The organism is Shewanella sp. SR43-8 (genome assembly GCF_014163775.1).
Classification (GTDB): domain Bacteria; phylum Pseudomonadota; class Gammaproteobacteria; order Enterobacterales; family Shewanellaceae; genus Shewanella; species Shewanella vesiculosa.
In genome coordinates this window covers 17,109-40,787 of the sequence record NZ_JACJDX010000008.1, presented here as the reverse complement: position 1 = coordinate 40,787, position 23,679 = coordinate 17,109, and the positions used below count along the sequence as shown (strand labels likewise).

At 43.9% G+C, this 23,679-nt stretch carries 23 protein-coding genes; 15 read left to right on the top strand and 8 right to left on the bottom strand.

From position 1 onward, the window contains the following. Nucleotide 1: 1 nt before the first annotated feature. From cyoB to H5114_RS11520, 9 genes are all read left to right on the top strand, one after another. Nucleotides 2-1,984 (top strand): cytochrome o ubiquinol oxidase subunit I, encoded by a 1,983-nt coding sequence (gene cyoB, locus H5114_RS11560; protein ID WP_182723002.1) that lies wholly within the window; start codon nt 2-4, stop codon nt 1,982-1,984. Then, nucleotides 1,984-2,607, top strand: a complete 624-nt coding sequence (gene cyoC / locus H5114_RS11555) for a cytochrome o ubiquinol oxidase subunit III (RefSeq protein ID WP_182723001.1) — start codon at nt 1,984-1,986, stop codon at nt 2,605-2,607. Before cyoB ends, cyoC begins: the two co-directional genes overlap by 1 nt. Next, nucleotides 2,607-2,936 (top strand): cytochrome o ubiquinol oxidase subunit IV, encoded by a 330-nt coding sequence (cyoD, locus tag H5114_RS11550; RefSeq protein ID WP_182723000.1) that lies wholly within the window; start codon nt 2,607-2,609, stop codon nt 2,934-2,936. Before cyoC ends, cyoD begins: the two co-directional genes overlap by 1 nt. A 13-nt stretch (nt 2,937-2,949) precedes the next feature. Continuing rightward, a complete protein-coding gene (cyoE, locus tag H5114_RS11545; RefSeq protein ID WP_182722999.1) occupies nt 2,950-3,882 on the top strand; it encodes a heme o synthase in 933 nt (310 codons plus the stop codon). A gap of 239 nt (nt 3,883-4,121) precedes the next feature. Continuing rightward, complete coding sequence (locus H5114_RS11540) at nt 4,122-4,931, top strand: hypothetical protein (RefSeq protein ID WP_182722998.1); 810 nt, start codon at nt 4,122-4,124, stop codon at nt 4,929-4,931. A 44-nt stretch (nt 4,932-4,975) separates the two neighbouring features. Beyond that, entirely contained in the window at nt 4,976-5,143 is a 168-nt protein-coding gene (locus H5114_RS11535) for a hypothetical protein (RefSeq protein ID WP_182722997.1), read from the top strand. A 205-nt stretch (nt 5,144-5,348) separates the two neighbouring features. After that, entirely contained in the window at nt 5,349-6,074 is a 726-nt protein-coding gene (gene ompR, locus H5114_RS11530; RefSeq protein ID WP_182697654.1) for a two-component system response regulator OmpR, read from the top strand. 3 nt (nt 6,075-6,077) lie between these two features. Next, complete coding sequence (gene envZ, locus H5114_RS11525) at nt 6,078-7,409, top strand: two-component system sensor histidine kinase EnvZ (RefSeq protein ID WP_182722996.1); 1,332 nt, start codon at nt 6,078-6,080, stop codon at nt 7,407-7,409. Between the two features lie 124 nt (nt 7,410-7,533). After that, nucleotides 7,534-9,489: a methyl-accepting chemotaxis protein gene (locus H5114_RS11520; RefSeq protein WP_182722995.1), complete on the top strand. Its 1,956-nt coding sequence runs from the start codon at nt 7,534-7,536 to the stop codon at nt 9,487-9,489. An 81-nt stretch (nt 9,490-9,570) separates the two neighbouring features. On the opposite strand, the gene H5114_RS11515 is transcribed toward H5114_RS11520, so the two are convergent. The 3 genes from H5114_RS11515 to H5114_RS11505 form a co-directional block, all read right to left on the bottom strand. Then, nucleotides 9,571-10,044: a peroxiredoxin gene (locus H5114_RS11515; RefSeq protein WP_124018220.1), complete on the bottom strand. Its 474-nt coding sequence runs from the start codon at nt 10,042-10,044 to the stop codon at nt 9,571-9,573. Nucleotides 10,045-10,074: 30 nt separating this feature from the next. Beyond that, nucleotides 10,075-10,587: a DUF2937 family protein gene (locus tag H5114_RS11510; RefSeq protein ID WP_182722994.1), complete on the bottom strand. Its 513-nt coding sequence runs from the start codon at nt 10,585-10,587 to the stop codon at nt 10,075-10,077. Nucleotides 10,588-10,676: 89 nt separating this feature from the next. After that, nucleotides 10,677-11,558 (bottom strand): LysR family transcriptional regulator, encoded by an 882-nt coding sequence (locus tag H5114_RS11505; protein ID WP_182722993.1) that lies wholly within the window; start codon nt 11,556-11,558, stop codon nt 10,677-10,679. 179 nt (nt 11,559-11,737) lie between these two features. Between H5114_RS11505 and H5114_RS11500 the strand changes: the two genes are divergently transcribed. Next, on the top strand, nt 11,738-12,940 hold the full coding sequence (locus tag H5114_RS11500) for an MFS transporter (protein WP_182722992.1): 1,203 nt from the start codon (nt 11,738-11,740) through the stop codon (nt 12,938-12,940). A gap of 153 nt (nt 12,941-13,093) precedes the next feature. On the opposite strand, the gene H5114_RS11495 is transcribed toward H5114_RS11500, so the two are convergent. Beyond that, nucleotides 13,094-13,987, bottom strand: coding sequence for a LysR substrate-binding domain-containing protein (locus tag H5114_RS11495; RefSeq protein ID WP_182722991.1), 894 nt, complete (start codon nt 13,985-13,987; stop codon nt 13,094-13,096). Between the two features lie 149 nt (nt 13,988-14,136). Between H5114_RS11495 and H5114_RS11490 the strand changes: the two genes are divergently transcribed. Further along, complete coding sequence (locus H5114_RS11490) at nt 14,137-14,583, top strand: DoxX family protein (RefSeq protein WP_182722990.1); 447 nt, start codon at nt 14,137-14,139, stop codon at nt 14,581-14,583. 45 nt (nt 14,584-14,628) lie between these two features. Further along, a complete protein-coding gene (locus H5114_RS11485) occupies nt 14,629-15,324 on the top strand; it encodes a pirin family protein (RefSeq protein WP_124018216.1) in 696 nt (231 codons plus the stop codon). 68 nt (nt 15,325-15,392) lie between these two features. Here the strand turns inward: H5114_RS11485 and H5114_RS11480 are convergent, their stop codons facing one another. From H5114_RS11480 to H5114_RS11470, 3 genes are read right to left on the bottom strand one after another with little or no spacing between them, the layout of a single operon-like run. Further along, the gene (locus H5114_RS11480) at nt 15,393-16,982 is read right to left on the bottom strand and encodes a PepSY domain-containing protein (RefSeq protein ID WP_182722989.1); all 1,590 of its coding nucleotides are present in this window, start codon (nt 16,980-16,982) and stop codon (nt 15,393-15,395) included. A 15-nt stretch (nt 16,983-16,997) separates the two neighbouring features. Continuing rightward, nucleotides 16,998-17,255: a hypothetical protein gene (locus H5114_RS11475; RefSeq protein WP_182722988.1), complete on the bottom strand. Its 258-nt coding sequence runs from the start codon at nt 17,253-17,255 to the stop codon at nt 16,998-17,000. Nucleotides 17,256-17,257: 2 nt separating this feature from the next. Continuing rightward, on the bottom strand, nt 17,258-17,575 hold the full coding sequence (locus H5114_RS11470; RefSeq protein ID WP_124018213.1) for a hypothetical protein: 318 nt from the start codon (nt 17,573-17,575) through the stop codon (nt 17,258-17,260). 676 nt (nt 17,576-18,251) lie between these two features. Between H5114_RS11470 and H5114_RS11465 the strand changes: the two genes are divergently transcribed. The 3 genes from H5114_RS11465 to H5114_RS11455 are packed head-to-tail and all read left to right on the top strand — an operon-like array spanning nt 18,252 to nt 22,335. After that, nucleotides 18,252-19,550, top strand: a complete 1,299-nt coding sequence (locus H5114_RS11465; protein ID WP_182722987.1) for a cytochrome c — start codon at nt 18,252-18,254, stop codon at nt 19,548-19,550. A gap of 18 nt (nt 19,551-19,568) precedes the next feature. Next, nucleotides 19,569-20,048: a (2Fe-2S)-binding protein gene (locus tag H5114_RS11460; protein ID WP_101084828.1), complete on the top strand. Its 480-nt coding sequence runs from the start codon at nt 19,569-19,571 to the stop codon at nt 20,046-20,048. Further along, nucleotides 20,032-22,335 (top strand): xanthine dehydrogenase family protein molybdopterin-binding subunit, encoded by a 2,304-nt coding sequence (locus tag H5114_RS11455; RefSeq protein ID WP_182722986.1) that lies wholly within the window; start codon nt 20,032-20,034, stop codon nt 22,333-22,335. Before H5114_RS11460 ends, H5114_RS11455 begins: the two co-directional genes overlap by 17 nt. Nucleotides 22,336-22,618: 283 nt before the next feature. On the opposite strand, the gene H5114_RS11450 is transcribed toward H5114_RS11455, so the two are convergent. Continuing rightward, a complete protein-coding gene (locus H5114_RS11450) occupies nt 22,619-23,674 on the bottom strand; it encodes a hypothetical protein (protein WP_182722985.1) in 1,056 nt (351 codons plus the stop codon). Nucleotides 23,675-23,679 lie beyond the last annotated feature (5 nt).

The window sequence follows — 23,679 nt, the reverse complement described above, 5'->3', positions numbered from 1 at the left end:
CATGCCATTTCTAGGAAAATTAACTCTCGAGTCAATTCCGTATCATGAACCGATTATTATGGTGACCCTTGCTGCGGTTGCCATTATTGGATTCATTATCGCGGCATTAATGACTAAGTATCAAAAATGGGGCGTGCTCTGGCATGACTGGTTAACCTCGGTTGACCATAAAAAACTCGGTATCATGTATATCGTGTTAGCAATGGTAATGCTGATCCGCGGTTTCTCTGACGCGATTATGATGCGAACTCAGCAAGCACTTGCCACCAATGGCGCTGCGGGGTATTTACCACCTGAACATTACGACCAAATCTTCACTGCCCATGGCGTGATCATGATTATCTTTATGGCAATGCCATTTATGATTGGTCTGATGAACTTGGTCGTACCATTGCAAATTGGTGCTCGTGATGTCGCGTTCCCGTTCTTAAACAATTTAAGCTTTTGGCTAACGACCTCTGGGGCGATATTAATCAATATATCACTTGGATTAGGTGAATTTGCCAAAACGGGTTGGGTAGCTTATCCGCCATTGTCAGAACTCGCATACAGTCCGGGGGTGGGGGTTGATTATTACATCTGGGCCTTGCAAATATCCGGCATCGGGACAACCTTAACCGGGGTGAACTTTATCGCCACTGTGTTGAAAATGCGCGCTCCGGGCATGAAGCTAATGCAAATGCCAATTTTCACTTGGGCCTGTACTTGGGCAAACGTGTTAATCGTTGCATCGTTCCCAATTTTAACCGCTGTGTTAGGTTTATTAACCTTAGACCGTTATTTAGATTTCCATTTCTTTACCAATGACGGTGGCGGTAACGCCATGATGTACATCAACCTGTTTTGGGCTTGGGGTCATCCTGAAGTATACATTTTGGTATTACCGGCTTTCGGTATTTTCTCTGAAGTGTTTTCAACCTTTACTTCTAAGCGCTTATTTGGTTACACCTCAATGGTGTGGGCAACGGGTGCGATTTCTGTACTTGGCTTTATTGTGTGGTTACACCATTTCTTTACCATGGGGTCGAGCGCTAACGTTAACGCCTTCTTCGGGGTGATGACCATGGTGATTGCGGTGCCGACTGGGGTAAAACTGTTTAACTGGTTATTTACCATTTATCGCGGCCGTTTACGTTTCACCGTGCCAGTATTGTGGTCTTTAGGCTTTATGGTGACCTTCACCATCGGCGGCATGACCGGAGTATTGTTAGCATTACCTGGCGCAGATTATGTACTACATAACAGCTTGTTTTTAATCGCCCATTTCCATAACACCATTATTGGTGGTGCGGTATTTGGTTACATGGCTGGTTTTGCCTACTGGTTCCCTAAAGCGATGGGCTTCCACCTCAATGAACGTTTAGGTAAGGCATCATTTTGGTGTTGGCAGATAGGCTTCTATATCGCCTTTATGCCGTTATATGTGCTTGGTTTTATGGGCATGACTCGTCGTATTAACCACACAGATAACCCAGCGTGGAACTTCTGGCTTTACTTTGCCGTGGTCGGCGCGTTTATCATCCTTGTGGGTATTATTTTACAGTTTGTACAATTGTATGTCAGCTTCCGTGATCGTGAGCAGAACTTAGATACTACTGGTGATCCATGGAATGGCCATACGCTTGAGTGGTCAACCTCTTCACCACCACAGTTCTATAACTATGCCCAGTTAGATCCAGTAACAGACATTGATGCGTTCACCGACATGAAAGAGAAAGGCACTGCCTATCAACGTCGTGAAACATACCAGCCGATTCATATGCCTAAAAATACCGCCAGTGGGATATTTATGGCCGCTGCGATTACCGCAATGGGATTTGCCGCAATTTGGCATATTTGGTGGTTAGCCATTGTTGGATTTGCAGGTGCGTTTGTATTGTTCTTAGTGCGTGCTTACGACAATGATGTTGACTACTACGTGCAGCCAGACGAAATCGCGCGTATTGAAAATGCACATATAGATAACGTAGCAAGGGGCAGATAATGAGTATTGCTATTAAAGCAGATTTACACGACGCTCATTCTACTGAGCACCATGACGAACACCACGATACCAGTGGTAACACCTTATTCGGTTTTTGGATTTATCTAATGACCGACTGTATTTTGTTCGCATCCGTTTTTGCGACTTATGCAGTGTTATTCATGAACACAGATGGTGGGGTGTCGGGCAAAGATATTTTCGAATTAGACTTCGTGCTTATCGAAACCGCCGCCTTACTAGTCAGTAGTATTACTTATGGCTTTGCCATGATTTGCGCTAGACACCAAAAGAAAGCGGCGACATTAGCGTGGTTGTTAATCACCTTCGCGTTAGGTTGTGTGTTTATCACGATGGAAGTATACGAGTTCCATCATCTGATTGAACACGGCAATGGCCCAGATCGCAGCGCCTTTTTATCAGCATTTTTTGCCTTAGTCGGCATGCATGGCTTGCATGTTACCGCGGGCTTAATTTGGATGCTGATCATGATGGTCGAAGTTATCAAGTGCGGTTTAAATAATCGTAGTATCACTCGCCTAAGTTGCTTAAGTTTATTCTGGCATTTCTTAGACATCGTGTGGGTGTGTGTGTTTACCGTTGTTTATTTGTTAGGAGTCTTGTGATGATCAATGCACATTCAAGCCACGGCGAGGGCGACTTTGGCGCCAGTGTTAAGTCATATTTAGTCGGCTTTGTGTTATCGGTGATCTTAACCGGTATTCCATTTTGGTCGGTAATGACTCACAGCTTTGACCATACAACCACCTTATGGATTGTGGTTGCTGCGGCAATAGTACAAATCGTGGTGCACTTAAAGTACTTCCTTCATTTAGATTTTTCTAAAGAAGGCAGGATCAATACATTCTCTTTCTTATTCACTGCACTGATTATTGTCATGGTAGTGGGTTTATCTGTGTGGATTATCTACGCAGCTAACGAATTGATGATGTAATTAGACAGCTATCATGAATAATCAAGGTCAATCTATGTCAGCACAATTAACATCACGCTTACGAGGATATGTTCAGGTAACTAAACCTGGCATCATCATGGGCAATTTAATTTCCGTCGCCGGCGGGTTTTTACTCGCCGCACAAGGTAACGTAGATTGGACCTTGATGTTTGCAACCATGATAGGGCTCTCTTTAGTGGTGGCGTCTGGTTGCGCTGTCAATAATTGTATTGATCGCGATATCGACGCCAAAATGCAGCGTACTCGTAACCGAGTTACCGTTACCGGTGAAATATCGGTACAAGCTGTATTGAGCTTTGGCATTGGTCTGGGGATTATTGGCTTTACCATGCTAGTGATATTCACTAACAATTTAGCGGTATTATTTGCCGCTATCGGTTATGTGGTTTATGTCGGCGTGTACAGTCTATACATGAAGCGCAACTCGGTTTACGGCACCTTAGTGGGTAGTTTCTCAGGTGCTGTGCCACCAGTTGTAGGCTATTGTGCGGTCAGTGGACAAATGGACACAGGTGCAATCATTTTGCTACTGATGTTCAGTTTATGGCAAATGCCGCACTCGTATGCAATTGCAATATTTCGCTTTGATGACTATGCCGCAGCCAACATTCCGGTGTTACCTGTTGCTGAAGGTATGGCCAAAGCAAAACTGCATATAGTGCTCTACATTGCCGTGTTTGCATTGGTTAGCGCACTATTACCGCTGGCGGGTTATACAGGTATTGCCTTTATGGCCGTAACCTTTGCCACCAGTTTATGGTGGTTAGCCATGGCGTTAAAAGGTTATCGTCGCGACATCAACTTACAGTCTTGGGCTAGGCAAGTATTTGGATTTTCCATTATTACCATTACCGCATTAAGCGTGACCATGGCATTGGACTTTCAAGTTATAGCCCAACCTGCACTGCTAACATTAGCGCCTTAAGTCCCTCAGCAAAAATTAACCATTCTTAAGCCCATTGCATAATGCAATGGGCTTTTTTATTTGATTAATCAGAATATTTTACTAGGCTTAAACTCTAAAAATTAAGCCATCAATTAGGATTTAACACTAAGGTCTAAGCTTAGTGCTCGCTAAGATTTGGAGTTAAAATACACTAGCTAGACCTCTCACGGTTCAATAAGAATCACACCGAACTGTAAAGGCAAACATAAAGGGATCTTATGTTTATCATGTCACGCCCAAGTCAGCATCCAGCGCTTGCACTTAATCGCGTCAAAAATATCGTTCCGCGATTGTTGTTGCTAGTGTGCGCTTTGATCACGGTCAACTCACTGTATGCAGCCCCACAATCGCCGCCTACAGCGACTATTTTTGGTAATTGGATCATTGATAGCCCAGAACAAATCACGCTGTTACAGTTAACTCATGACCAGAGTTACTTATACATACAATTAAACTTAATTGAGCCACAAAACAGCGTTGCAGAATGGGGGCGAATAGATATCCAACAAGCAGATGTTCACTTTTTCCCAAGCTACAGTAGTAATCAACAACAGGGTCTAGTTGCCTACCAAATAGCTCATCCTAAATTGCACATAGCAATTACTGTCGAGTCAGCCCAGTTAGTCTTTAGTATCGACACTAATGGTGACAGCGTTGCCGATGAACAACATCACTATGACATCACTCCAAGCCAATCTGTCTATGGTGTCTGGCATCAGTTGTCGACCCCGGCACTGAGTAGCTTGGTGCTGTTCGATAATGGCTATTACGCCATGGTGAAGATTAACCTCCACCAAGACCCACAAGCTAATGAGCACTTCACCCATCTACAATGGGGGCGATTTGTACTGCAACAAAAGCAGCTGATCATTGAGCCCATGTTTAATAGCCATCCACAACAAACATCAAGCTTATTAAGCGCCATTTCGAGCATTGTTTATCAGCCAAGTAAACAGCAATTGACGTTATCTTTTATGATGGAGGCCAATCCTGATGACATCGCGATTAATCAACGATATCGACGTTAGCTCAAACCGAATATGAAATTGCAGCTCTGTGCGCAGGCTTACTGATGCTCACAATAGATGACTACAGCATAAGCCTATTAGGGGTATCAATGTGGCAACCTATGTTATGGCTATATGGGATTGTGTTTTGCACTTTACTGATTATTGCGATTACATTTTTGGCCGCTAAACGCATCTTACGCCACAGTATTAGCCGGTTATTACAAGGATAATGATAAGTCGTTATCCATCACCTCATTAACCCTAAATAGTTTAATGAAAGACAACTTATGTAACTATCCAGTACTATTTATGCGATAAACAAACATTTACAGCTATTTAGTTACAATTTCTGCCACAATCAGCTATTCAAATTTAAGCGATTACACTTCATACTGAGTCATTGCTGGTATCAATTTAGTGTTTAAAGGATATGTCATGGGCCAAGAAACCTCGAAGATTCTCGTTGTCGATGACGACATGAGATTACGTTCATTATTAGAACGTTACTTGATAGAGCAAGGCTTCCAAGTTCGTAGTGCTGCGAATGCAGAACAAATGGATAGATTACTTGAGCGCGAAAACTTTCACCTTTTAGTACTTGATCTGATGCTACCCGGTGAAGATGGTTTATCGATTTGTCGCCGCTTGCGCCAACAAGAAAACCCGATTCCGATTGTGATGTTAACCGCCAAAGGCGATGAAGTAGACCGAATTATTGGCCTAGAACTGGGCGCAGATGACTACTTACCAAAACCCTTTAACCCGCGTGAATTGTTAGCGCGCATTAAAGCGGTAATGCGTCGTCAAATAATCGAAGTCCCTGGAGCACCAGCTCAACAAGAAGAAATGATTGAATTTGGTGAGTTTTCACTAAATCTTGCCACCCGTGAAATGTTTCATGGTGATGAAAGCATTGCCCTAACCAGCGGTGAATTTGCAGTACTTAAAGTACTGGTTAACCACCCTAGAGAGCCATTATCGCGTGACAAGCTGATGAACCTTGCTCGAGGGCGTGATTATTCGGCACTTGAGCGTTCTATTGATGTGCAGGTTTCACGCCTACGCCGTTTAATTGAGAAAGATGCTGCTAACCCACGCTATATCCAAACGGTTTGGGGCTTAGGTTATGTATTTGTCCCCGACGGCACCACACGTAAATAAGTCATGGAACTTAAGTTAAAATGGTGGCAACGCTTTTTACCCCGCAGCGCTTTTAGCCAGACCGTATTGTTGATTGGCAGTTTACTGCTGATCAATCAATTGGTGTCTTATTGGTCTGTCGCCGTTTACTTTATCAAACCCAGTTATGAACAAATTAACCAACTGATCGCCCGCCAAATCAATATTTTATTTGTCGATGGTGTTGATGTTGGCCGTGAACATCTCACCATGGTTGATGCCTTAAATGCCAAAGTACGTGACGATGGCATGACGGTTTATAATCTTAAACAAGCTCAAGAAGCGGGACTGAACCAAGCCACTTATTACAGCTTTTTATCTGAGCAAATGTCGGTATATCTGGGCGGTGAAGCTGAAGTGCGTTTTTCGCAAGGTGAAAAACTCAATGTGTGGATTAAGCCACCACAAGCACCGACGTTATGGATTAAAGTGCCGCTGAGCAGTATTAACGAGTCAGATTTATCGCCATTAACGCTGTATTTATTAGTTATTGGTGGGCTCAGTGTCGCCGGAGGCTGGTTGTTTGCACGGCGACAAAACAGACCGTTAAAACGACTGCAAAAAGCTGCCGTCGCGGTATCTAAAGGTGATTTTCCGCCAACGTTACCATTAAGCGGCTCTACCGAGATTGTTGAAGTAACTCATGCATTTAACCAAATGGCCAACAGCATGAAGCAACTTGAGCAAGACCGTGCCTTACTGATGGCTGGAATTTCTCACGATTTACGCACTCCGTTAACCCGCATTCGCTTAGCATCTGAAATGATGGTAGAAGATGATCAGTATCTAAAAGAAGGCATAGTCACCGATATTGAAGACATGGATGCGATTATTAACCAATTTATTGCATACATTCGTAACGACCAAGAAGGCGTTCGTGAGCCTGACCAAATCAACCGCTTAATCCAAGAAATTAGCCAACAAGAGTCACATCGTGAAGAAACCCTCGAATTATCATTAGCCGATTGTCCTGACATCGCCATTAATAGTGTAGCAATCAAACGGGTGCTGAGTAATTTGGTTGAAAATGCTTTCCGTTATGGCAATGGCTGGATAAAAATAAGCTCTTATCATCAAGGTAATACAGTATGTTTTAGTGTTGAAGATAATGGCCCCGGCATTGATGAAACCAAAGTCGAGTCACTGTTTCAACCCTTTACCCAAGGCGACTCAGCTCGTGGCAGTGTGGGCTCAGGCCTAGGTTTAGCCATTATTAAGCGCATTGTTGACCGTCATCATGGCAATATTCAATTGTCTAATCGCCCCCTAGGCGGCCTGAAAGCACTCGTATCACTGCCGATAATCGATAAAAACTAATATCACTAAACTGATGTTATGACCTATTTTCGACCTATCTTAAACAACCTTCACTGCGCAACACAAACTGTAACATTAGTGCCATAAAATACACATAATGGTCTTTCTGTTAAGTTTGGATAGCATGAAAATATCAACTTTATCCCTCGGTGCATCGGCATTATTATTAATACTTGCAGCCTTATTAGCGGCAACAGTGCTATGGAGTAACCAGCAACGACAAGTGAGCGAACAGCTCAATCAAAATTTACAGCAAATCCAACACACCTTTCAGTTCGATGTACGCAATAATATAAGTAACTACCTACAAACTGGGCAAAGCAACTACCTCGAGCAAGCGCGTACCGATATTATAGGTATCACCAACAGCATTAACCAATTACATCAGGCACATCCGCAGCTAGATAGCACCTCGTTAACTGAGTTAATGACCCAGCTGATCAGCGACTTAGACACTAAATATCGTGCTGCTGGCAAACTAGCAGGTAATCCACGTCAATTGTTAGCATTTGCTGAATCAGAAATGCTCAACTACGCTCGCAGCCTAACCCGCTATGCTCAATCGGCCCCACAAGACAACAACGATGCTCAGCAATATTTAGCGCTTACGCTGGAATTACCCAGCTTGGTTTATCAATTATCACAGCTAACCCAAACCTTACTAATAGACCAAGATACGGGCGTAATCAACAGTGTTAACTTCTCTATAAGTGCGCTTAATACTTGGCATGATGATTTGCAAAAACTGCCATTATTAGGCATTTACCGCACTGAAGAAGTCGATGAGTTTGCCTTAGGTGATGATGAGCCCGAGCGAGTTGAAATTGGCGAAACGCCTCGCTCAGAATTACTCAGCTTAACCCAGCGCTACAGTAAAGAGGTTGCCAATACCAAGCAAATGCAAACCGATATTCAAGCGGTACAAAAGGCGCTAATGAATGCGACTAGCCAAGTCGAGCAGCAATTAGTGTCTCTGGCCGATATACAGACAGCAACTGACCAACAATTAAAGCGCAACTTACAATGGTTACTGTATAGCATGGTGACCTTGCTGGCACTGTTTTCGGTGATTTATTTAATCTTACAACAGCGCAGAGTTGTGGCGCCGTTAAAACGCTTAAATCGTGCTTTTTCTATGTTAAGTGAGTCCAACCAACGTGAACCGCTACCCGTAACAAGCCAATGTGAGACAGGCCAAATTGCGGCGCATTTTAATCGACTACTGCAACGATTTGAGCAAGAGGATGAGCAGCAAAAACACAATATGACCCAAGTGTCGCACTCATTAAGCGAATTAGTTGCCAGAATAGGCTCATTATCAAATAGCACCCAGCAAACGCAAACCGTGGTGCAGCAAGCACAAGGGCAAACCGCTGATTTAATTGCGCTAGCCGAATTAGTAAACCGGTCGTCTAGCGAGTTAACGGACAGCGCCCAACAGACCATGAATGACATGCTAGCCAGCCAGCAAGAGGCGCAAGGTGTGTTGACGGCAACCGAAAATACCCTGACTACAGTCAACCAATGTAACCGTTCACTAACCCAGTTAAGTACCTCTGTCACTGATGCCGCTAAAATTGTTGATGTGATTGGTAATATTGCCGATCAAACTAACTTGTTGGCACTCAATGCTGCTATTGAAGCCGCAAGAGCGGGCGAACAAGGCCGTGGATTTGCGGTCGTAGCAGATGAGGTGCGTAACTTATCTCATCGAACCCAGTTATCGCTTAAAGATATTATGGCGATATTGACCCAATTAACGGCCTCTAATGCTGCGCTCAGTAGCAGCGTTAATGACATTAGCCAAGCATCTGAACAACAAAAAATACGCGCGCAAAGCTTGTTAACAGTGGCTAAGCAAGTACAGCAACAAGCCAGTACTATGGCAAAGATTGCCAGCCAAGGCAGTGAACACGCTAACCAACAAGTGCATCATCTTGATGAGTTTGTAGCAGCCATGGACAATTTACTCCAGCGGGCAAAGCATGCCTTTGAACAAAGTGAGACCATTGCATTAGAAGTGAGCAACAGTGTTGATAATATCGAACAAAACTTGGGGATTGGTGCGAGTAAGGTTTAAACCTCTAACAGGCTTTTCAAATGTAAAAAGGGTGCCACATTAGGCACCCTTTTGTCATATCATCAAGCTGTTATTAACAGATTATAGTGCAGCCATTACCGCTTCTGCAGTGCTGACTTCAAATGACTTACCTTCTTCAACGTTCAGTAAAGTCACCACGCCATTGTCAATGACCATTGCATAACGTTGTGAACGAATGCCACCAAAACCTGCGGTATCCATTTCTAAGCCTAATGCTTTAGTAAAGCTGGCATCACCATCTGCAAGCATCATCAATTCAGATGCATTTTGCGCTTCGCCCCACGCTTTCATAACGAATGCATCATTTACAGCAACACAAGCAATAAGATCAACACCTTTAGCTTTGAACTCGTCAGCTAATACAACAAAACCAGGCAAATGCGCTTCTGAACACGTTGGGGTAAATGCACCCGGCACGGCAAATAAGACCACTTTTTTACCGGCAAATAATTCAGTTACATCATGGTTAACCATACCGTCTTTAGTCAGTTGGCTTAGGGTAGCTTTTGGTAGAGATTGTCCTTTAGCGATCATAATATTTCCTTAACAGTTAAATAAGAAGGGTTATCTTGGCGCCAATACTTTACGGCAGCCCAAATATAGAATAGATAATACTGATTCACATAGAATCGAGATCAATAGTCCTAACAACATACCTACCGCAATGGCTTCTGGCTTTAACAAAATAACATGCGAATAGTTTTGCCATACTTCAGCCTGAATGTCTGTTTGCGGTGCGAGAAACACTTGCTGGTAAGGACTATAACTATGTTGACGAAAACGAGTTAATGCATCAGTTAGTTGTACATAACGCTGGTAGATAGACTCAATACTCTCACCACCAGCACTGAACACTGGGTCGTTATTTTGTCGATAATGACGGATCAGTTTATTGATATCACCACCAAAAAAACGGTTGGCGTCATGCTGAAACTCACCCAAACTCTGCTTTGCCTCTAACTGATGCGCTTCTAGGCGTTGGCCGTATTGGTCAACAAAGCCGGGAACTTGAATGCCAATCAATACGCCACAAACAAACAGCACTAAACGAAGGTAGTCCATTAAATGTTTTATCATGATGTCATCGGTTACGATAAAAATAAATTCACAAACACCACAATATCACCTCTCAGTTAACTAAGCATCTTGTATAAAGGGATGTTAATTTACAAGGTTAACCTTGGCTGAATAAACTCAATAAATGCCGAGATCCGCCTAGCCACTATTGACGACTTATAATACACAGCATTAATTTGTTCACGTTCTGTTGCGATGATTTTTTCATTCATGAGCATTGGCACTAATCGCCCTGCGACGAGGTCATTTTTGATCATAAATCCCGATAAACATGCGATACCATTACCCGCTAATACCAGTTGGCGCAGGGTTTCGCCATTGCTGGTGCTGATCGTTGGAGTAATCGCATCGCAGCCCTTTAGTGGCCATTGATTCAGCACTTTAGGTTCGGTAAAACCAAGCAAATCATGATTGGCTAAATCGGCTACCTTTTGCGGTACTCCACGACGTGCTAAATAGTCTGCCGAGGCAACGATATGTAACGCGCTGTGACCTAATGGCCGCGCGTACAAGCTTGAATCTGCTAATTTTCCAATACGAATTGCCACATCGGTGCGTTTTTCTAATAAATCGACATAACCTTCATTAGAGGTCAGCACAAGTTCGATATCTGGATAGGTTGCGCGAAAATTTTGTACTAACGGCACTAACTGATGGAACACAAATGGGCTGGCAGCATCGACGCGCAAACGCCCTTGCGGTAGTTCACCACGGCGAACCAAATCATCCTCAGCTTGCTGCAACTGCAATAAACCGCAACGAACAGACTCAACAAATTGCCGCCCTTCATCGGTTAATTCAATCCGCCGCGTGGTGCGATTTAATATGGTCACCCCAAGTTGTTGCTCAATTTTACTCACTGCACGAGACACCCGCGCAACTTGAATATTGAGTGAGTCTGCCGCAGCAGAAAACCCGCCACTGTCGACCACAGTTAATAAAATATCTAAGTCATCAGATCGCGTCAACATGGCTACCCCATTCATGAACCTCAAGGGTTATCCCGATTGGAGGTTATTAGTATCAATTACTGTTATTTATTACAAAAGTCATTTGCTAAAGATACTGTTTTTGGCAACAAAAATCTAATCAATAATAGCCGCTATTAACAGACAAGCAATTTAACTGATGACTCAAAGAGGACTACACCATGCCGTTAGCTTTACTTGCACTGACGCTTAGCGCCTTTGCCATAGGAACAACAGAATTTGTCATTGTGGGATTGCTACCCACGATGGCGCAAGACCTTAACGTGTCTTTACCCTCCGCCGGGTTACTCGTTAGCCTATATGCTCTTGGTGTTGCGATAGGTGCACCGGTACTAACGGCATTAACAGGAAAATGGAATCGCAAACATGTATTGCTGTCAGTAATGGTACTGTTTGTGGCTGGTAACCTACTAGCTTGGCAAGCGCCCGGTTACGAAACCTTAATCGCCGCACGTATTATCACAGGGCTAGCCCACGGAGTGTTTTTCTCTATTGGCTCAACTATTGCCACAGGGTTAGTGCCAAAAGAGAAAGCCGCCAGTGCAATTGCCATTATGTTTACCGGATTAACCGTCGCCTTGGTGACAGGAGTTCCTTTGGGCACTTACATTGGCCAAACCTTTGGCTGGCAAGCTACTTTCTTAACTGTCGCAATCCTTGGGTTTGTGGCCTTGATTGGCAGTAGCTTGCTGGTACCGAGTAATTTAAGCCAGCCACCAGCGGCAAAATTATCATCGCAATTAAAAGTACTGACTCAACCAAGGTTATTACTGGTCTATGCCATTACTGCGCTAGGTTATGGCGGCACATTCACGGCCTTTACTTTTTTAGCCCCCATTTTAGAGCAAGTGTCTGGTTTTGAAGCTCAATCTATTGGCCTAATCATGTTGGTATACGGGATATCGGTTGCCATTGGTAATATTTGGGGCGGAAAAATGGCCGATAAAATGGGCCCAATTAAAGCGTTAAGCATTATTTTCAGCGGTCTTGCGACCATATTAGTGGTATTTAACTTTACTGCGGTTAACCCTATTGCTGCTGTGATCACTATTTTAATCTGGGGCACTTTTGCATTTGGTAATGTACCCGGGCTACAAGTTTACGTGGTGTCACTTGCGCAGAAGTACACCCCCGATGCTGTTGATGTGGCTTCAGGATTAAATATTGCCGCTTTTAATGTCGGAATTGCTCTTGGATCTTGGGGAGGTGGGCTAATTGTTGCTAAGGCAGGACTAATGCATACCCCTTGGGTTGGTGCTGTGATTGTGGTTATAGCGCTAGGATTAACACGTTTCAGTGGCTTTCTGGACAAGAAAACTAACGTTAGCAAGAATGTTCAAATGAGTGTTCAAGCGAATAGTTAAAGGAATAGGAATTAGGAATAGTTAAGCGAGTTGTTTAGCAACGACATCAACGTCGATATTCAATATCACAATTATGCTGATTAGATTGATTAACGCCAATGTGAGCTCGTATCTGCGACCTCGCATTGGTCGTTACTGTGTTCTCATCAGATGCTACAAACCCCAGTCAGCGTTAGGTAAATGCTCCACAAACCAGTCAAAAGCGCGACCTTGATGATCTTTATGCCAGGCAAGATACAAACTCTGATTTGGCCTTGGAATTGAACATTTTTTTTCAATTAATTCACCACTGTCAAAGTAGCATTGCACCATATGCTTAGGTAAAAAGCCAATCCCGAGCCCTTGCAATTGGGCAGCTATCTTGGTTTCCATGGTGTTCACTTTAATCACCTGCTTACTTTTAAACAGGCCACTGCTGCGTGTCGGCAAAAATTGTGCGGTATCAGCAACCACCACTGAAGCGTATTCAGTGAGCTTGTCAGCTTCTAACACGCCATCAACAAACGCCAATGGATGATGCGGTGCTACTGCAAATACAAATTCAATTTCACCGATTTTATGGGTTTGAAATACGCCTCGAGGCAACTCCCCAGATGCGCCAATGACAATATCGGCACGGCGACTGTGTAATGCATCCCAGCCTCCGCCGACGGCTTCGACATCGATACTAATGTCGACTGAATGATCTAATTGGTTAAATTGCTCAATCAACTGAAACAGTGGCGCTTGAGGAATGACAGTATCGCGCGACAGCCGAATTTCGGTTTCCCAACCTGACTCTAACTGCTGCACTGAATCAATCAACCGATTGGTGGCGAGTAAGATTTGCCGTCCTTGTTCCAGCACAATTTTGCCTGCGGGCGTCAGCTGGGCTTTTTGTTTTGTTCGGTCAAATAATGCCGTGCCCATATCATCTTCAAGTTTTTTGATGGTATAGGTCAATGCTGACGGAACCCGATACAGTGACGCGGCCGCAGCAGCAAAACTGCCTTTACGCTCTATGGCGTCTAGCGCCCGTAATGCATCAATCGTAATGGCATGGTGCATGGCTAACTCCATATTCAATTATTTTGAACTATGAGCTCAGTTTATTCCGATTTTTTATTCAATCAAGTCTCAATATACTCATTATCAATCAGTGAGACCTACTCACAGCAGTATTTATATTATGTTTAAATTTATTGAGGATAACTATCATGAAAGCACTAATCAAAAATATCACTCGCTCTACCGCTGGTTTCAGTACCTTGGCATTACGTGTACCAGTTGGGATTATTTTTATGGCTCACGGTGCACAAAAATTGTTTGGTTGGTTTGGCGGTTATGGTTTAGAAGGCACAGGACAATGGATGGCATCGATTGGCATGGAACCAGGCGTATTAATGGCGTTTATGGCTGGCAGTGCAGAGCTTTTCGGTGGCTTGTTCATTCTATTAGGCTTACTGACTCGTCCAGCTGCGGTGGTGTTAGCGTTCACTATGGTCATCGCCATTGCTAGCGTACACATCAGTAACGGTTTATTTATGGCAAATAACGGTTATGAATTTGCGTTAGCACTGTTGGCTATCACAGTGTCACTGGCAATATCGGGTTCAGGCAGAGTTGGGATAGATAACGTCATTGCCGCGAAATTAGCTAAGTAAGCCGAGCTTATATTCTGTATTTAGATCACGCTTTAGGAGCACATTATGATTACATTACGACTTGCAAGTGAACGCGGTAAAGCTAATTTTGGCTGGTTAGACAGTAAGCACAGCTTTTCATTTGGTAGTTATTACGATCCAGAGCACATGGGCTTTTCAGCGCTACGCGTCATCAATGATGACAGCGTCACTCCAGGTGCAGGATTTGCTACTCATGGTCACCGTGACATGGAAATTATCAGCTACGTACTTGAAGGCTCTATCGCCCATAAAGACAGCGAAGGCAATGTTGAAGTATTACCCGCTGGGGAATTTCAATTGATGTCAGCGGGTAGCGGTATTAGTCACAGTGAATACAATGCATCAAAAACTGAATCACTGAAGTTTTTGCAAATTTGGATCCAGCCAAATACCTTAGGTAACACGCCTGGATACCAACAAAAAAACTTTGGTCAAGCAGTAGGACTAACGACGATAGCTACGCCAACGGGTGACAAAGGTACCTTGCAAATCAAGCAAAATGCGACATTGTCACAACTGATTCTGGCACCTAACTCCGAAATAACCTATCAGGTTACTGTTGGACGCAAAGTATACGTGCATCAGGTGGCTGGACAGCTAAGTATTGATGAGCAAAATCTGAGTGCAGGAGACGGTGCTAAACTCACCGACATCACCACAGTGACCTTGGTTAATCCAGCGGACACTCAGTCAACAGCACTGATTTTTGATTTGCCCTAGATCAGCCTAGTTAATGATTAAGCCTGTGATAGTGTTGTTCACAGGTTTAATCAATTTATATCAATCCATTATCCATTGGCAGCTGTGATATTTTTAGCCATTGTTGGCAGCGAACAAGGTGATACTCTTAACTGACTAGCGGTCCATAAACACACTGCTGTTATCAGTATCATGCCGACTTGGATGCCGATGACGCCATGATAACCACCTTGCCATAATGCTAATATTTGCTCAGAAAACAACAACCAATCTGACACAACAGTGATGACTAATATGCCACTGGTGAGTAACAGCAACTGACTGATATGACGCTTAATATCACTCACTTTTAGACTGTACAACATGACGGCCAACAGTGACGTTACAAAACAACCCACCAGCCATTCCCCTCGCCCTATTAAGGCTGTGGGTAATAGTCGTTCACACAAAAAACCAACTGCTGTCGCCACAATAATGCCACCACAGCCGCCAATCGTCATGGCAGTTACGATAGCAATACTGCGCGGAGAAGACTGGCGCTGAGCACTGCGTTTATTAATCCATAGCATATTGCCTGTCACAATCATGGCACTGATAGCTAGCGCCAAAATAAAGTACAAAATACGGATATCTAAGCCTGCAAAGTTACTAAAATGCAATGTCACTAATACATCTCTACCTTGACGGAACACATTGTAATTATCGGCATTAACCTTATCCATCACAGTGCCGTCCTGAACCCGATAGGTCACTTCATCTCGTTGGGCAAAATTAACCGTGTCGGTTCCACGTACTTGTACCAGAGCATTATCGGCGCCGTAATGGTGGAAAATAATATTCCGTAATTCAAAATTCGCTTGCTGTGTAGTGTGTTCAATTAAGGTAAACGCATTGCTCATATCCAGTGGCATTTCACTGCGAGGTTCGCTGCTACGGTTAAAACCGGCATCATTAAACAAAGCTTGTCGATCGCCCTGATAAATAAACACCACAAAAGCCAGCTGAAACACTATGGCCAAGTTAAGGATCAAGCCACTCAACGCATACATCAAAGTAAAAGGTAGTGTCATCACCCCAACAACAGTATGAAGATCAAGTAATTTATCCCGGCGTTGTTTATCGACACGATACAAAAAGAAATGTTTCAGTAATTTACGCGCATGGATAAAAATACCCGAGACTAACGCAAATAGAAAAATCAGCGTCACCACACCAATTAAATAACTGCCGCCAGGCAGATCAAGGTTGTAATGCAGGCGGTAAATAAATTGTGATAAATAAAAGTCATCCTTATCAGCCACAGTTTCACCGCTTTTAGGATCAACCAGTATCGCCATTGACTGAGATGCTGATTGTGGATCGTCTCTCACTTTGTCAAAGTAAAAAATATAATAAGGTACTAGCTGGGTCGGCATATTAATCCGAAAACGGCCAGTTTGATCCATTGGGTATTCAGCCCTTTTTTGCTCGACAAGTTTTGCTAAAGGAATATCAACTTGAGTAGGATCAATTGGATGATGCGGGGTGACGGCCCATTGAGTAATCTCATCGTGAAATAAGGTTACGGCTCCAGCCCAAAAAACCAAAAATAATAACGGTGAAATAATTAGTCCAAGCCAGCTATGGGCTTCGATAAGATTTTTAATGACCTTGTGCTTAACGGGATAATCAGACTTCATTGAGGTATTCATGACTTAAGTTTGAGAAAAAAATAACAACGCATTGATAAGGCTACTGGCCATAAGCCATTTTACACATACGACACTGGCCGCCTTTGCGCTATTGCGGCTATAACAAAATGTCATCACCCCAACCCACACACAAAAACCCAGCATTAGCCCCACAAATAGTTTTACATCAACAGCAGCCGGCAATATCCGAAAGACGATGAGCATTAAACTGATGGCCAGTACTAATCCCCATAAAAATGCAGCAACAGATTTAGGCCACATGGTTATTTAACCCCAATAAGGAGGATACTGACAAACAATGCAAAGCCTAGCGAACTGACCCAGATGCTTCGACCTTTATAGTGCGAGGCCACCAGCACCAGCAATATCCACATGGTCATCATGCAAATCAGCACCACTAAACTGGCAACTAATACACTGTATGTATGACTAAATCCCCACACAGAAAATAACACCGCTAAACAGCACAAGCTCCAAGCTAATAATTTAGGGAAAGGCAAACTAATGAGCTGCTGTTTGTCAGATGCCAAATAGGCAAACAAACAACCAAGCCATAAAGAAGATACACTGACAAGTTCCATTTGATACAATCCCAAGCCGATTAACGCAAATGATAATGATTTGCATTAATTATCCTAAATGTACTCGGTTATTACAAGTAGAATGTCAATCAGGCTTAACAATAACTCTGGATCGGCAATCTAAAAGCGCTTTATCCACTTAGCGATATCATTGCCACAATGGTATATCCAGGTGAAAGGCAGAGTTACTAAGAGAATTACCGCCTTGAAACAAGCCACCTTAGAGGTAATCACATGGTTACTACCTTATATAACCATGGAACAAGTCAGTCATAGGCAAATGAAGGCTGCATAATATATAAAGGAGTCAGTCAGAAAATAGGGGGGGTTAAGACCGCACGTCCACTCGCTCATCAATCTTGTTGTACCTGTCACATTTGTCATAGAACGCTATGATTAACGCAACATAGAGTAAACCTAAAAAACGGTTAACTAACATAAAATTAACTATAATATTTTTTTTACCGTACTCAATGTTACTTATCAGCACAGTGCTGTATTATTTTATTCTAATGCAATACAAGATCCGTCATTATCAATGCTGGACAAAGGGCTATCCCTTGCTTAGGATTAATATTTGACCAATCACAATAATAATACAAAGTCGAACAGGGAATGTTAAATGAGATATTCCCTTCTCTAATATCATTTTTTATTTAAAATAAGGCAATGTTATATGCTAAAGCGCATCGTTTACGGCGTATGTGGCGCAGCTATTGTTGGATTAGGTATATTCAGTATATATGCTTGGCACCCAGCAATTGATCCCGTCGAACCTACTCAAACAGATTACTCTCCACACGTTATAGAACAAGGTAAAGTCTTAGCCGCAGCAGGCTATTGCAGTACTTGTCATACACCACCTGGTGGCACCGCCTATGCTGGTAACTATGAAATGCATACTGACTTTGGCACCATTTACTCAAGTAACATCACTCCTGATGCCGAAACAGGCATTGGTAGCTGGTCGCAAGCCGCTTTTGCTCGAGCCATGCGCACTGGTGTGAGCCGCGATGGACATCATTTATTGCCTGCGTTCCCTTATGAACACTTTAATAAAATGACCGACGATGACATAAACGCGATTTACGCGTACATCATGACGTCAGTTCCGGCAGTTAACCAAGCCAAAAAAGACAACGGTATTCCATTTCCACTCAACATCCGCTGGTTTCAAGCTGGTTGGAAACTGCTGTTTGCTGACACCCAACCTTTTGAGATCAACAGCCAGCAATCTGCAGAATGGAACCGTGGGGCTTACTTAGCTGAAGGTATTGCTCACTGTGGTGCATGTCATACACCACGTAATGCGTTGGGCGGCGAAAAATATGCACAAATGTATCAAGGGGCTGCCATTGATGGCTGGATAGCACCATCATTAACATCAACGAGTACTTCACCTCTGCCATGGCGCGCGCAAGACTTTTACGAATATCTTACTACTGGTAACTCGCCTTACCATGGTAGTGCGGCAGGCCCAATGGCGCCGGTTATGCACAAAGGTCTGTCAGCTCTACCTGACAGTGACATAGAAGCCATTAGTGGATACTTTGCTGAGATTTCCGGTACCAATAATACCGACGAGCCTGACTCAAGTAGCACCTTACAGGCAGCAATAGCGGCACAAGATCAACAACCAGATCAGCGGATTGATCAAGGTGCACGTTTATATGCGACGGCTTGCCAAGCATGCCACTACAACAGCGAGCAATTAGTGAAAGGGCGACCATTGATTACTATTGGCTCAGCAACACATCTTAATGATCCAAGCAACCTAATTAACGTAATACTGGATGGCGTACGCAGCGACCAAGGGATTAGCGGCGTTGTAATGCCAGGATTCCGCGATGCACTTAACGATGATGATATTACCGCAATAGCAGCCTATTTGCGTCAAGCAGCTGGGGAAAACACCTGGCCAAAACTACAACAAAAAGTGGGCGAGATCCGCAATCAACCCCGATTTGAGCACTAATTCACTGGAGAAGTGACAATGGCAAAATTTATTTTAAACGGCAAACCGATGACTGCCGACGTAGAGAGTGATACTCCTCTACTGTGGGTTATTCGTGATGAACTGGATATGACAGGCACCAAATTTGGCTGTGGTATTGGTACCTGTGGTGCCTGTACCGTCCATGTTGGCGGCCGAGCGACACGTTCGTGTATAACCCCGATATCGTCAGTTGAAGGAGCTGAAATCACCACGATTGAAGGACTTTCTGAAAAGGGCGATCATCCATTACAAATTTCTTGGCAAAAACTGCAAGTACCACAGTGTGGTTACTGCCAGTCGGGCCAAATTATGCAAGCTGCAGCACTACTAAAAGACATTCCAGAGCCTTCAGACAAAGACATTGACGCTGTGATGGGCGGAAACTTATGTCGTTGTATGACCTACGTTCGTATTCGTAGCGCCATTCATGAAGCAGCAAACGCAATCAAGGAGAGCAACGATGAGCAGACTGCCTAAACGTGGATCGGCTGGGATAACCCGCCGCGGTTTTTTAATTGCCATGACAGCGGTTGGTGTCAGCTTTGGTTTTCCTCGCCATTTAATGGCGGCAATGGATCCGGCTAGCCCTGACGGTAAAGTATTACCAAGTGAAGGCGACATTTACGAACCGTCTTTATGGTACTCAATCGATACCGCCGGCAAAATTAAAGTCAACATTATGCGCTCAGAAATGGGCCAACATGTCGGTACTGCTATTGCTCGTATTCTTGCTGATGAACTAGAAGCTTCATGGGATGATATTGAAATTATCCATGTCGACAGTGATCCACGCTGGGGTTACATGGTTACGGGTGGCAGCTGGTCTATTTCGCAAAGTTGGCCTGTATACCGTCAAGCAGGTGCTGCTGGTCGTACAGCGTTAATTGAAGCTGCGGCTAAAAAATGGGGCATCGCTGCAAAAGACTGTAAAGCCAGTAACGGTAAAATTATCTCAACTAAAGGCGAGCTATCTTACGGTGAATTAGTCACTATGGGCTTAACACGTCAGTTTACTGAAGAAGAACTGAAAACCCTGCCGCTGAAACCTAATGCCGATCTTAAACTTGTTGGTCAACAGGTAACGTCTCTTGATATCGCCAACAAGACCAATGGTAAAACCATATTTGGTATCGATGCGAAAGTTGATGGCATGGTGTACGCCAACCCTATTCTGCCTCCTACACGTTATGGCTCTAAAGTCGTTAAGTTTGATGACTCTGCAGCAAAAGCAGTAAAGGGTTACCAACAAACTATCGTACTAGATGATGCCAGTGGCAGTGTGCCAGGATGGTTAATGGTTATCGCCAGCAGCTTCAATGCGGCCCAAAAAGCCTCAAAGCTGGTAAAGGTTACATGGGATGCGGGTAAAACGGCCAAAGTGTCTGAAGCAGACATAATTGCTCATGGTCAAAAATTACTTGGCGATCAAACCAAAGGCAGTATTTTAGACACGGGCAATGCTGACACTGAGCCAGCATTTGCCAGTGCCAAAAGCACCATTGCAGAAGAATACATCACCAGCACGGTATTACATGCGCAAATGGAACCGCTTAACGCCTTGGTATTTAAAAACCAAGACGGTATATGGGAAGTGCATTCAGGTTGTCAGTGGCAATCACTTACCCTCCCCGTATTAGCAACAGCATTAGGTGAAGAAGAAGCTAACATTGTTATTCGTAGCTACATGTTAGGCGGTGGCTTTGGCCGCAGACTTAACGGCGACTACACCATTCCAGCGGCATTGACCTCTAAAGCATTAGGCGGTAAACCGGTTAAAATGGTGATGATGCGTCCACAAGACATGTTATTTGATAGCGCACGTTCTGCATCAGTTCAACAGCTAAAAATGGCATTTGATGACAAAAAAGCGGTTACCGCAATGGAACATCACGCCACAGCAGGTTGGCCAACTCAAGTATTAGCCCCAGGATTTATGCCTAAAGGCACCAATGGTGAACCGTATGATCCGTTCTCGATTGCCGGCGCAGACCATTGGTACACTGTTGGAGCTCAAAAAGTACGTGCGGTATCCAATGATCTTGCGATTGCGACCTTCAGACCAGGTTGGTTACGTTCAGTTGGACCAGGTTGGACAGGTTGGGCTGTTGAAAGCTTTATGGATGAAGCGGCACATCACGCGGGTAAAGATCCATTGCAGTTCCGCCTAGACATGCTTATTGCCGAAGGCCGAAATGCTGGTAGCACACCCGTTGCTGAAGGTGGCGCGGCTCGCCAAGCCGCAGTACTTAAGAAAGCTGCTGAGATGATTGGTTGGGGTACTCCACAAGCCAAAGATACAGCGCTTGGAATTGCATCAACCTTTGGCCAAGAGCGTGACATGCCAACATGGGTATCGTGTGCAGTACAAGTTCATGTCGACAAAAGCAACGGTATTGTCAATGTTCAGAAACTGTATATCGCTATCGATGCTGGTATTATTGTTGACCCTAATGGCGCTGAAGCGCAGTGTCAGGGCGCGGCATTATGGGGATTATCGATGGCCTTGTATGAAGGTACTGAACTGCTTAATGGTCAGTATAAAGACTCAAACTTCGATACTTATACCCCGCTGCGTTTAGGTCAAACTCCAGACGTTAAAATCGAGTTTATCCCGAGCAAAATGCCACCCTCTGGATTAGGTGAACCGGCGGTAACTCCTGTTGCGCCAGCGATTGCCAATGCAATCTACCAGGCAGTTGGGGTGCGTTTACGTAAAATCCCGATGAAGCCTAGCGACGTGAAAAGCGCGTTAACTAAAGCATAATTTATCTGCACTAATAGCCCAGTCTTTATCATAATGACTGGGCTTTTTTATACCCACTTAACCTCATCATTGCCATTGCTTGAATAGACAGTGAAGCCAATTTCAGTATAGAACTGATTAAAAAAAATACATTGAAACTATTGAAAAAACTAAAAAAATAATCGGATTACCTGCACAATTTCATGCTGCATACATGGCTAATTTGACGTTACTTATACACAAAAAAAACCGCACTATTTACTAATGCGGTTTTTTAGATAATGTAAGTAACAATGGCTAAACCTTAGTCTCCTGCCATTTTTTGCAAAAACTCAAGTCGCTGCATTTCTTGCTCATCGGGTTGCCATGGCTCATCAGATAACGACTCAACGGCAAAGTCACCTAGCTCATAGGCAGGTTCCTCACTATGGCCGTACTGAGTTAATTCACCGGGCACAGCTGGACGACGCTCCAATACAAATGTGCTTAGAACATAAGGGCCTTTATATTGTGCTAACACTTCTTTATAGGCTTTAAGATCCAACACCACTGAGCCTTGTGTCAGCTTGTCTGAGCCAGTTAGCAAGGCAATCGGCTGCTTATCTGCTGTATATAAATTGGCACGTAAGCGATAATAGCCCGCTAGCTCGACATCCACTTTAACCGGGATCAACATATCACTGCCTTCAGCACGAATATCCCCGACTCCAGTTATGGTTGCAGTAGGATGACTATATTCTATACCGGTTTTTAGCGTTTGCTTTTTGCCCTTAGCACTAAAGGTTACACTGATCTCTATTGGGCCATCCCAATCCTCTTCGGCATCGAGAGTTATCGCCCATTCTCCATCACTCCCTAGCATGGTTTTAGCCACTAATGCCTCTGTTCCACCTGCAAGCTCGCTGCGTAACGATACACTTGCACCATTAACCACTAATCCCTTTACTTCAAGCTTTACCACCACAGGTTCTGGAAAACTAAAGCGGTATTGTGGTAACACGATACTGGCGCTGGCGCCATCTTGTAACAAAACCGCTTGTGGGATATAAGCATTAGGGTTAAGCAAGGTACTGTCATTAGCTGACAGTGGTATCGAATAAGCGGGCAAAGTCAGGTCACTAGCATAAGCCTGAGCCATAAGCTGAAAGCTGTCGCTGATCGATTCAGGCAGCTTTTCAACTACGGTTATCTGCTTTGGCTTCATCGAGGGCACCTTGGACTGAACAGACACAAGATCAACCGGCGCTACAGCAACCGCCAGAGACGGCTTAAGTGTCGGCTCTGCGGTATAGCGGTATATCCCATACCCTACCGCTACAACAAGTAGGGTAATGGTTATAGCGAGTTTTTTATATTTCATATACG

What these genes read in the sequence shown, in the direction of transcription:
- cyoE (WP_182722999.1), top strand. Translation starts at nt 2,950, where the DNA reads ATGAATAATCAAGGTCAATCTATGTCAGCACAATTAACATCACGCTTA.
- H5114_RS11470 (WP_124018213.1), bottom strand. Translation starts at nt 17,575, where the DNA reads ATGGAACTTGTCAGTGTATCTTCTTTATGGCTTGGTTGTTTGTTTGCC.
- H5114_RS11540 (WP_182722998.1), top strand. Translation starts at nt 4,122, where the DNA reads ATGTTTATCATGTCACGCCCAAGTCAGCATCCAGCGCTTGCACTTAAT.
- ompR (WP_182697654.1), top strand. Translation starts at nt 5,349, where the DNA reads ATGGGCCAAGAAACCTCGAAGATTCTCGTTGTCGATGACGACATGAGA.
- H5114_RS11455 (WP_182722986.1), top strand. Translation starts at nt 20,032, where the DNA reads ATGAGCAGACTGCCTAAACGTGGATCGGCTGGGATAACCCGCCGCGGT.
- H5114_RS11485 (WP_124018216.1), top strand. Translation starts at nt 14,629, where the DNA reads ATGATTACATTACGACTTGCAAGTGAACGCGGTAAAGCTAATTTTGGC.
- H5114_RS11480 (WP_182722989.1), bottom strand. Translation starts at nt 16,982, where the DNA reads ATGAAGTCTGATTATCCCGTTAAGCACAAGGTCATTAAAAATCTTATC.
- H5114_RS11505 (WP_182722993.1), bottom strand. Translation starts at nt 11,558, where the DNA reads ATGTTGACGCGATCTGATGACTTAGATATTTTATTAACTGTGGTCGAC.
- H5114_RS11495 (WP_182722991.1), bottom strand. Translation starts at nt 13,987, where the DNA reads ATGCACCATGCCATTACGATTGATGCATTACGGGCGCTAGACGCCATA.
- H5114_RS11500 (WP_182722992.1), top strand. Translation starts at nt 11,738, where the DNA reads ATGCCGTTAGCTTTACTTGCACTGACGCTTAGCGCCTTTGCCATAGGA.
- cyoC (WP_182723001.1), top strand. Translation starts at nt 1,984, where the DNA reads ATGAGTATTGCTATTAAAGCAGATTTACACGACGCTCATTCTACTGAG.
- envZ (WP_182722996.1), top strand. Translation starts at nt 6,078, where the DNA reads ATGGAACTTAAGTTAAAATGGTGGCAACGCTTTTTACCCCGCAGCGCT.
- cyoD (WP_182723000.1), top strand. Translation starts at nt 2,607, where the DNA reads ATGATCAATGCACATTCAAGCCACGGCGAGGGCGACTTTGGCGCCAGT.
- H5114_RS11515 (WP_124018220.1), bottom strand. Translation starts at nt 10,044, where the DNA reads ATGATCGCTAAAGGACAATCTCTACCAAAAGCTACCCTAAGCCAACTG.
- H5114_RS11450 (WP_182722985.1), bottom strand. Translation starts at nt 23,674, where the DNA reads ATGAAATATAAAAAACTCGCTATAACCATTACCCTACTTGTTGTAGCG.
- H5114_RS11510 (WP_182722994.1), bottom strand. Translation starts at nt 10,587, where the DNA reads ATGATAAAACATTTAATGGACTACCTTCGTTTAGTGCTGTTTGTTTGT.
- H5114_RS11475 (WP_182722988.1), bottom strand. Translation starts at nt 17,255, where the DNA reads ATGTGGCCTAAATCTGTTGCTGCATTTTTATGGGGATTAGTACTGGCC.
- H5114_RS11520 (WP_182722995.1), top strand. Translation starts at nt 7,534, where the DNA reads ATGAAAATATCAACTTTATCCCTCGGTGCATCGGCATTATTATTAATA.
- H5114_RS11465 (WP_182722987.1), top strand. Translation starts at nt 18,252, where the DNA reads ATGCTAAAGCGCATCGTTTACGGCGTATGTGGCGCAGCTATTGTTGGA.
- H5114_RS11460 (WP_101084828.1), top strand. Translation starts at nt 19,569, where the DNA reads ATGGCAAAATTTATTTTAAACGGCAAACCGATGACTGCCGACGTAGAG.
- H5114_RS11490 (WP_182722990.1), top strand. Translation starts at nt 14,137, where the DNA reads ATGAAAGCACTAATCAAAAATATCACTCGCTCTACCGCTGGTTTCAGT.
- cyoB (WP_182723002.1), top strand. Translation starts at nt 2, where the DNA reads ATGCCATTTCTAGGAAAATTAACTCTCGAGTCAATTCCGTATCATGAA.
- H5114_RS11535 (WP_182722997.1), top strand. Translation starts at nt 4,976, where the DNA reads ATGCTCACAATAGATGACTACAGCATAAGCCTATTAGGGGTATCAATG.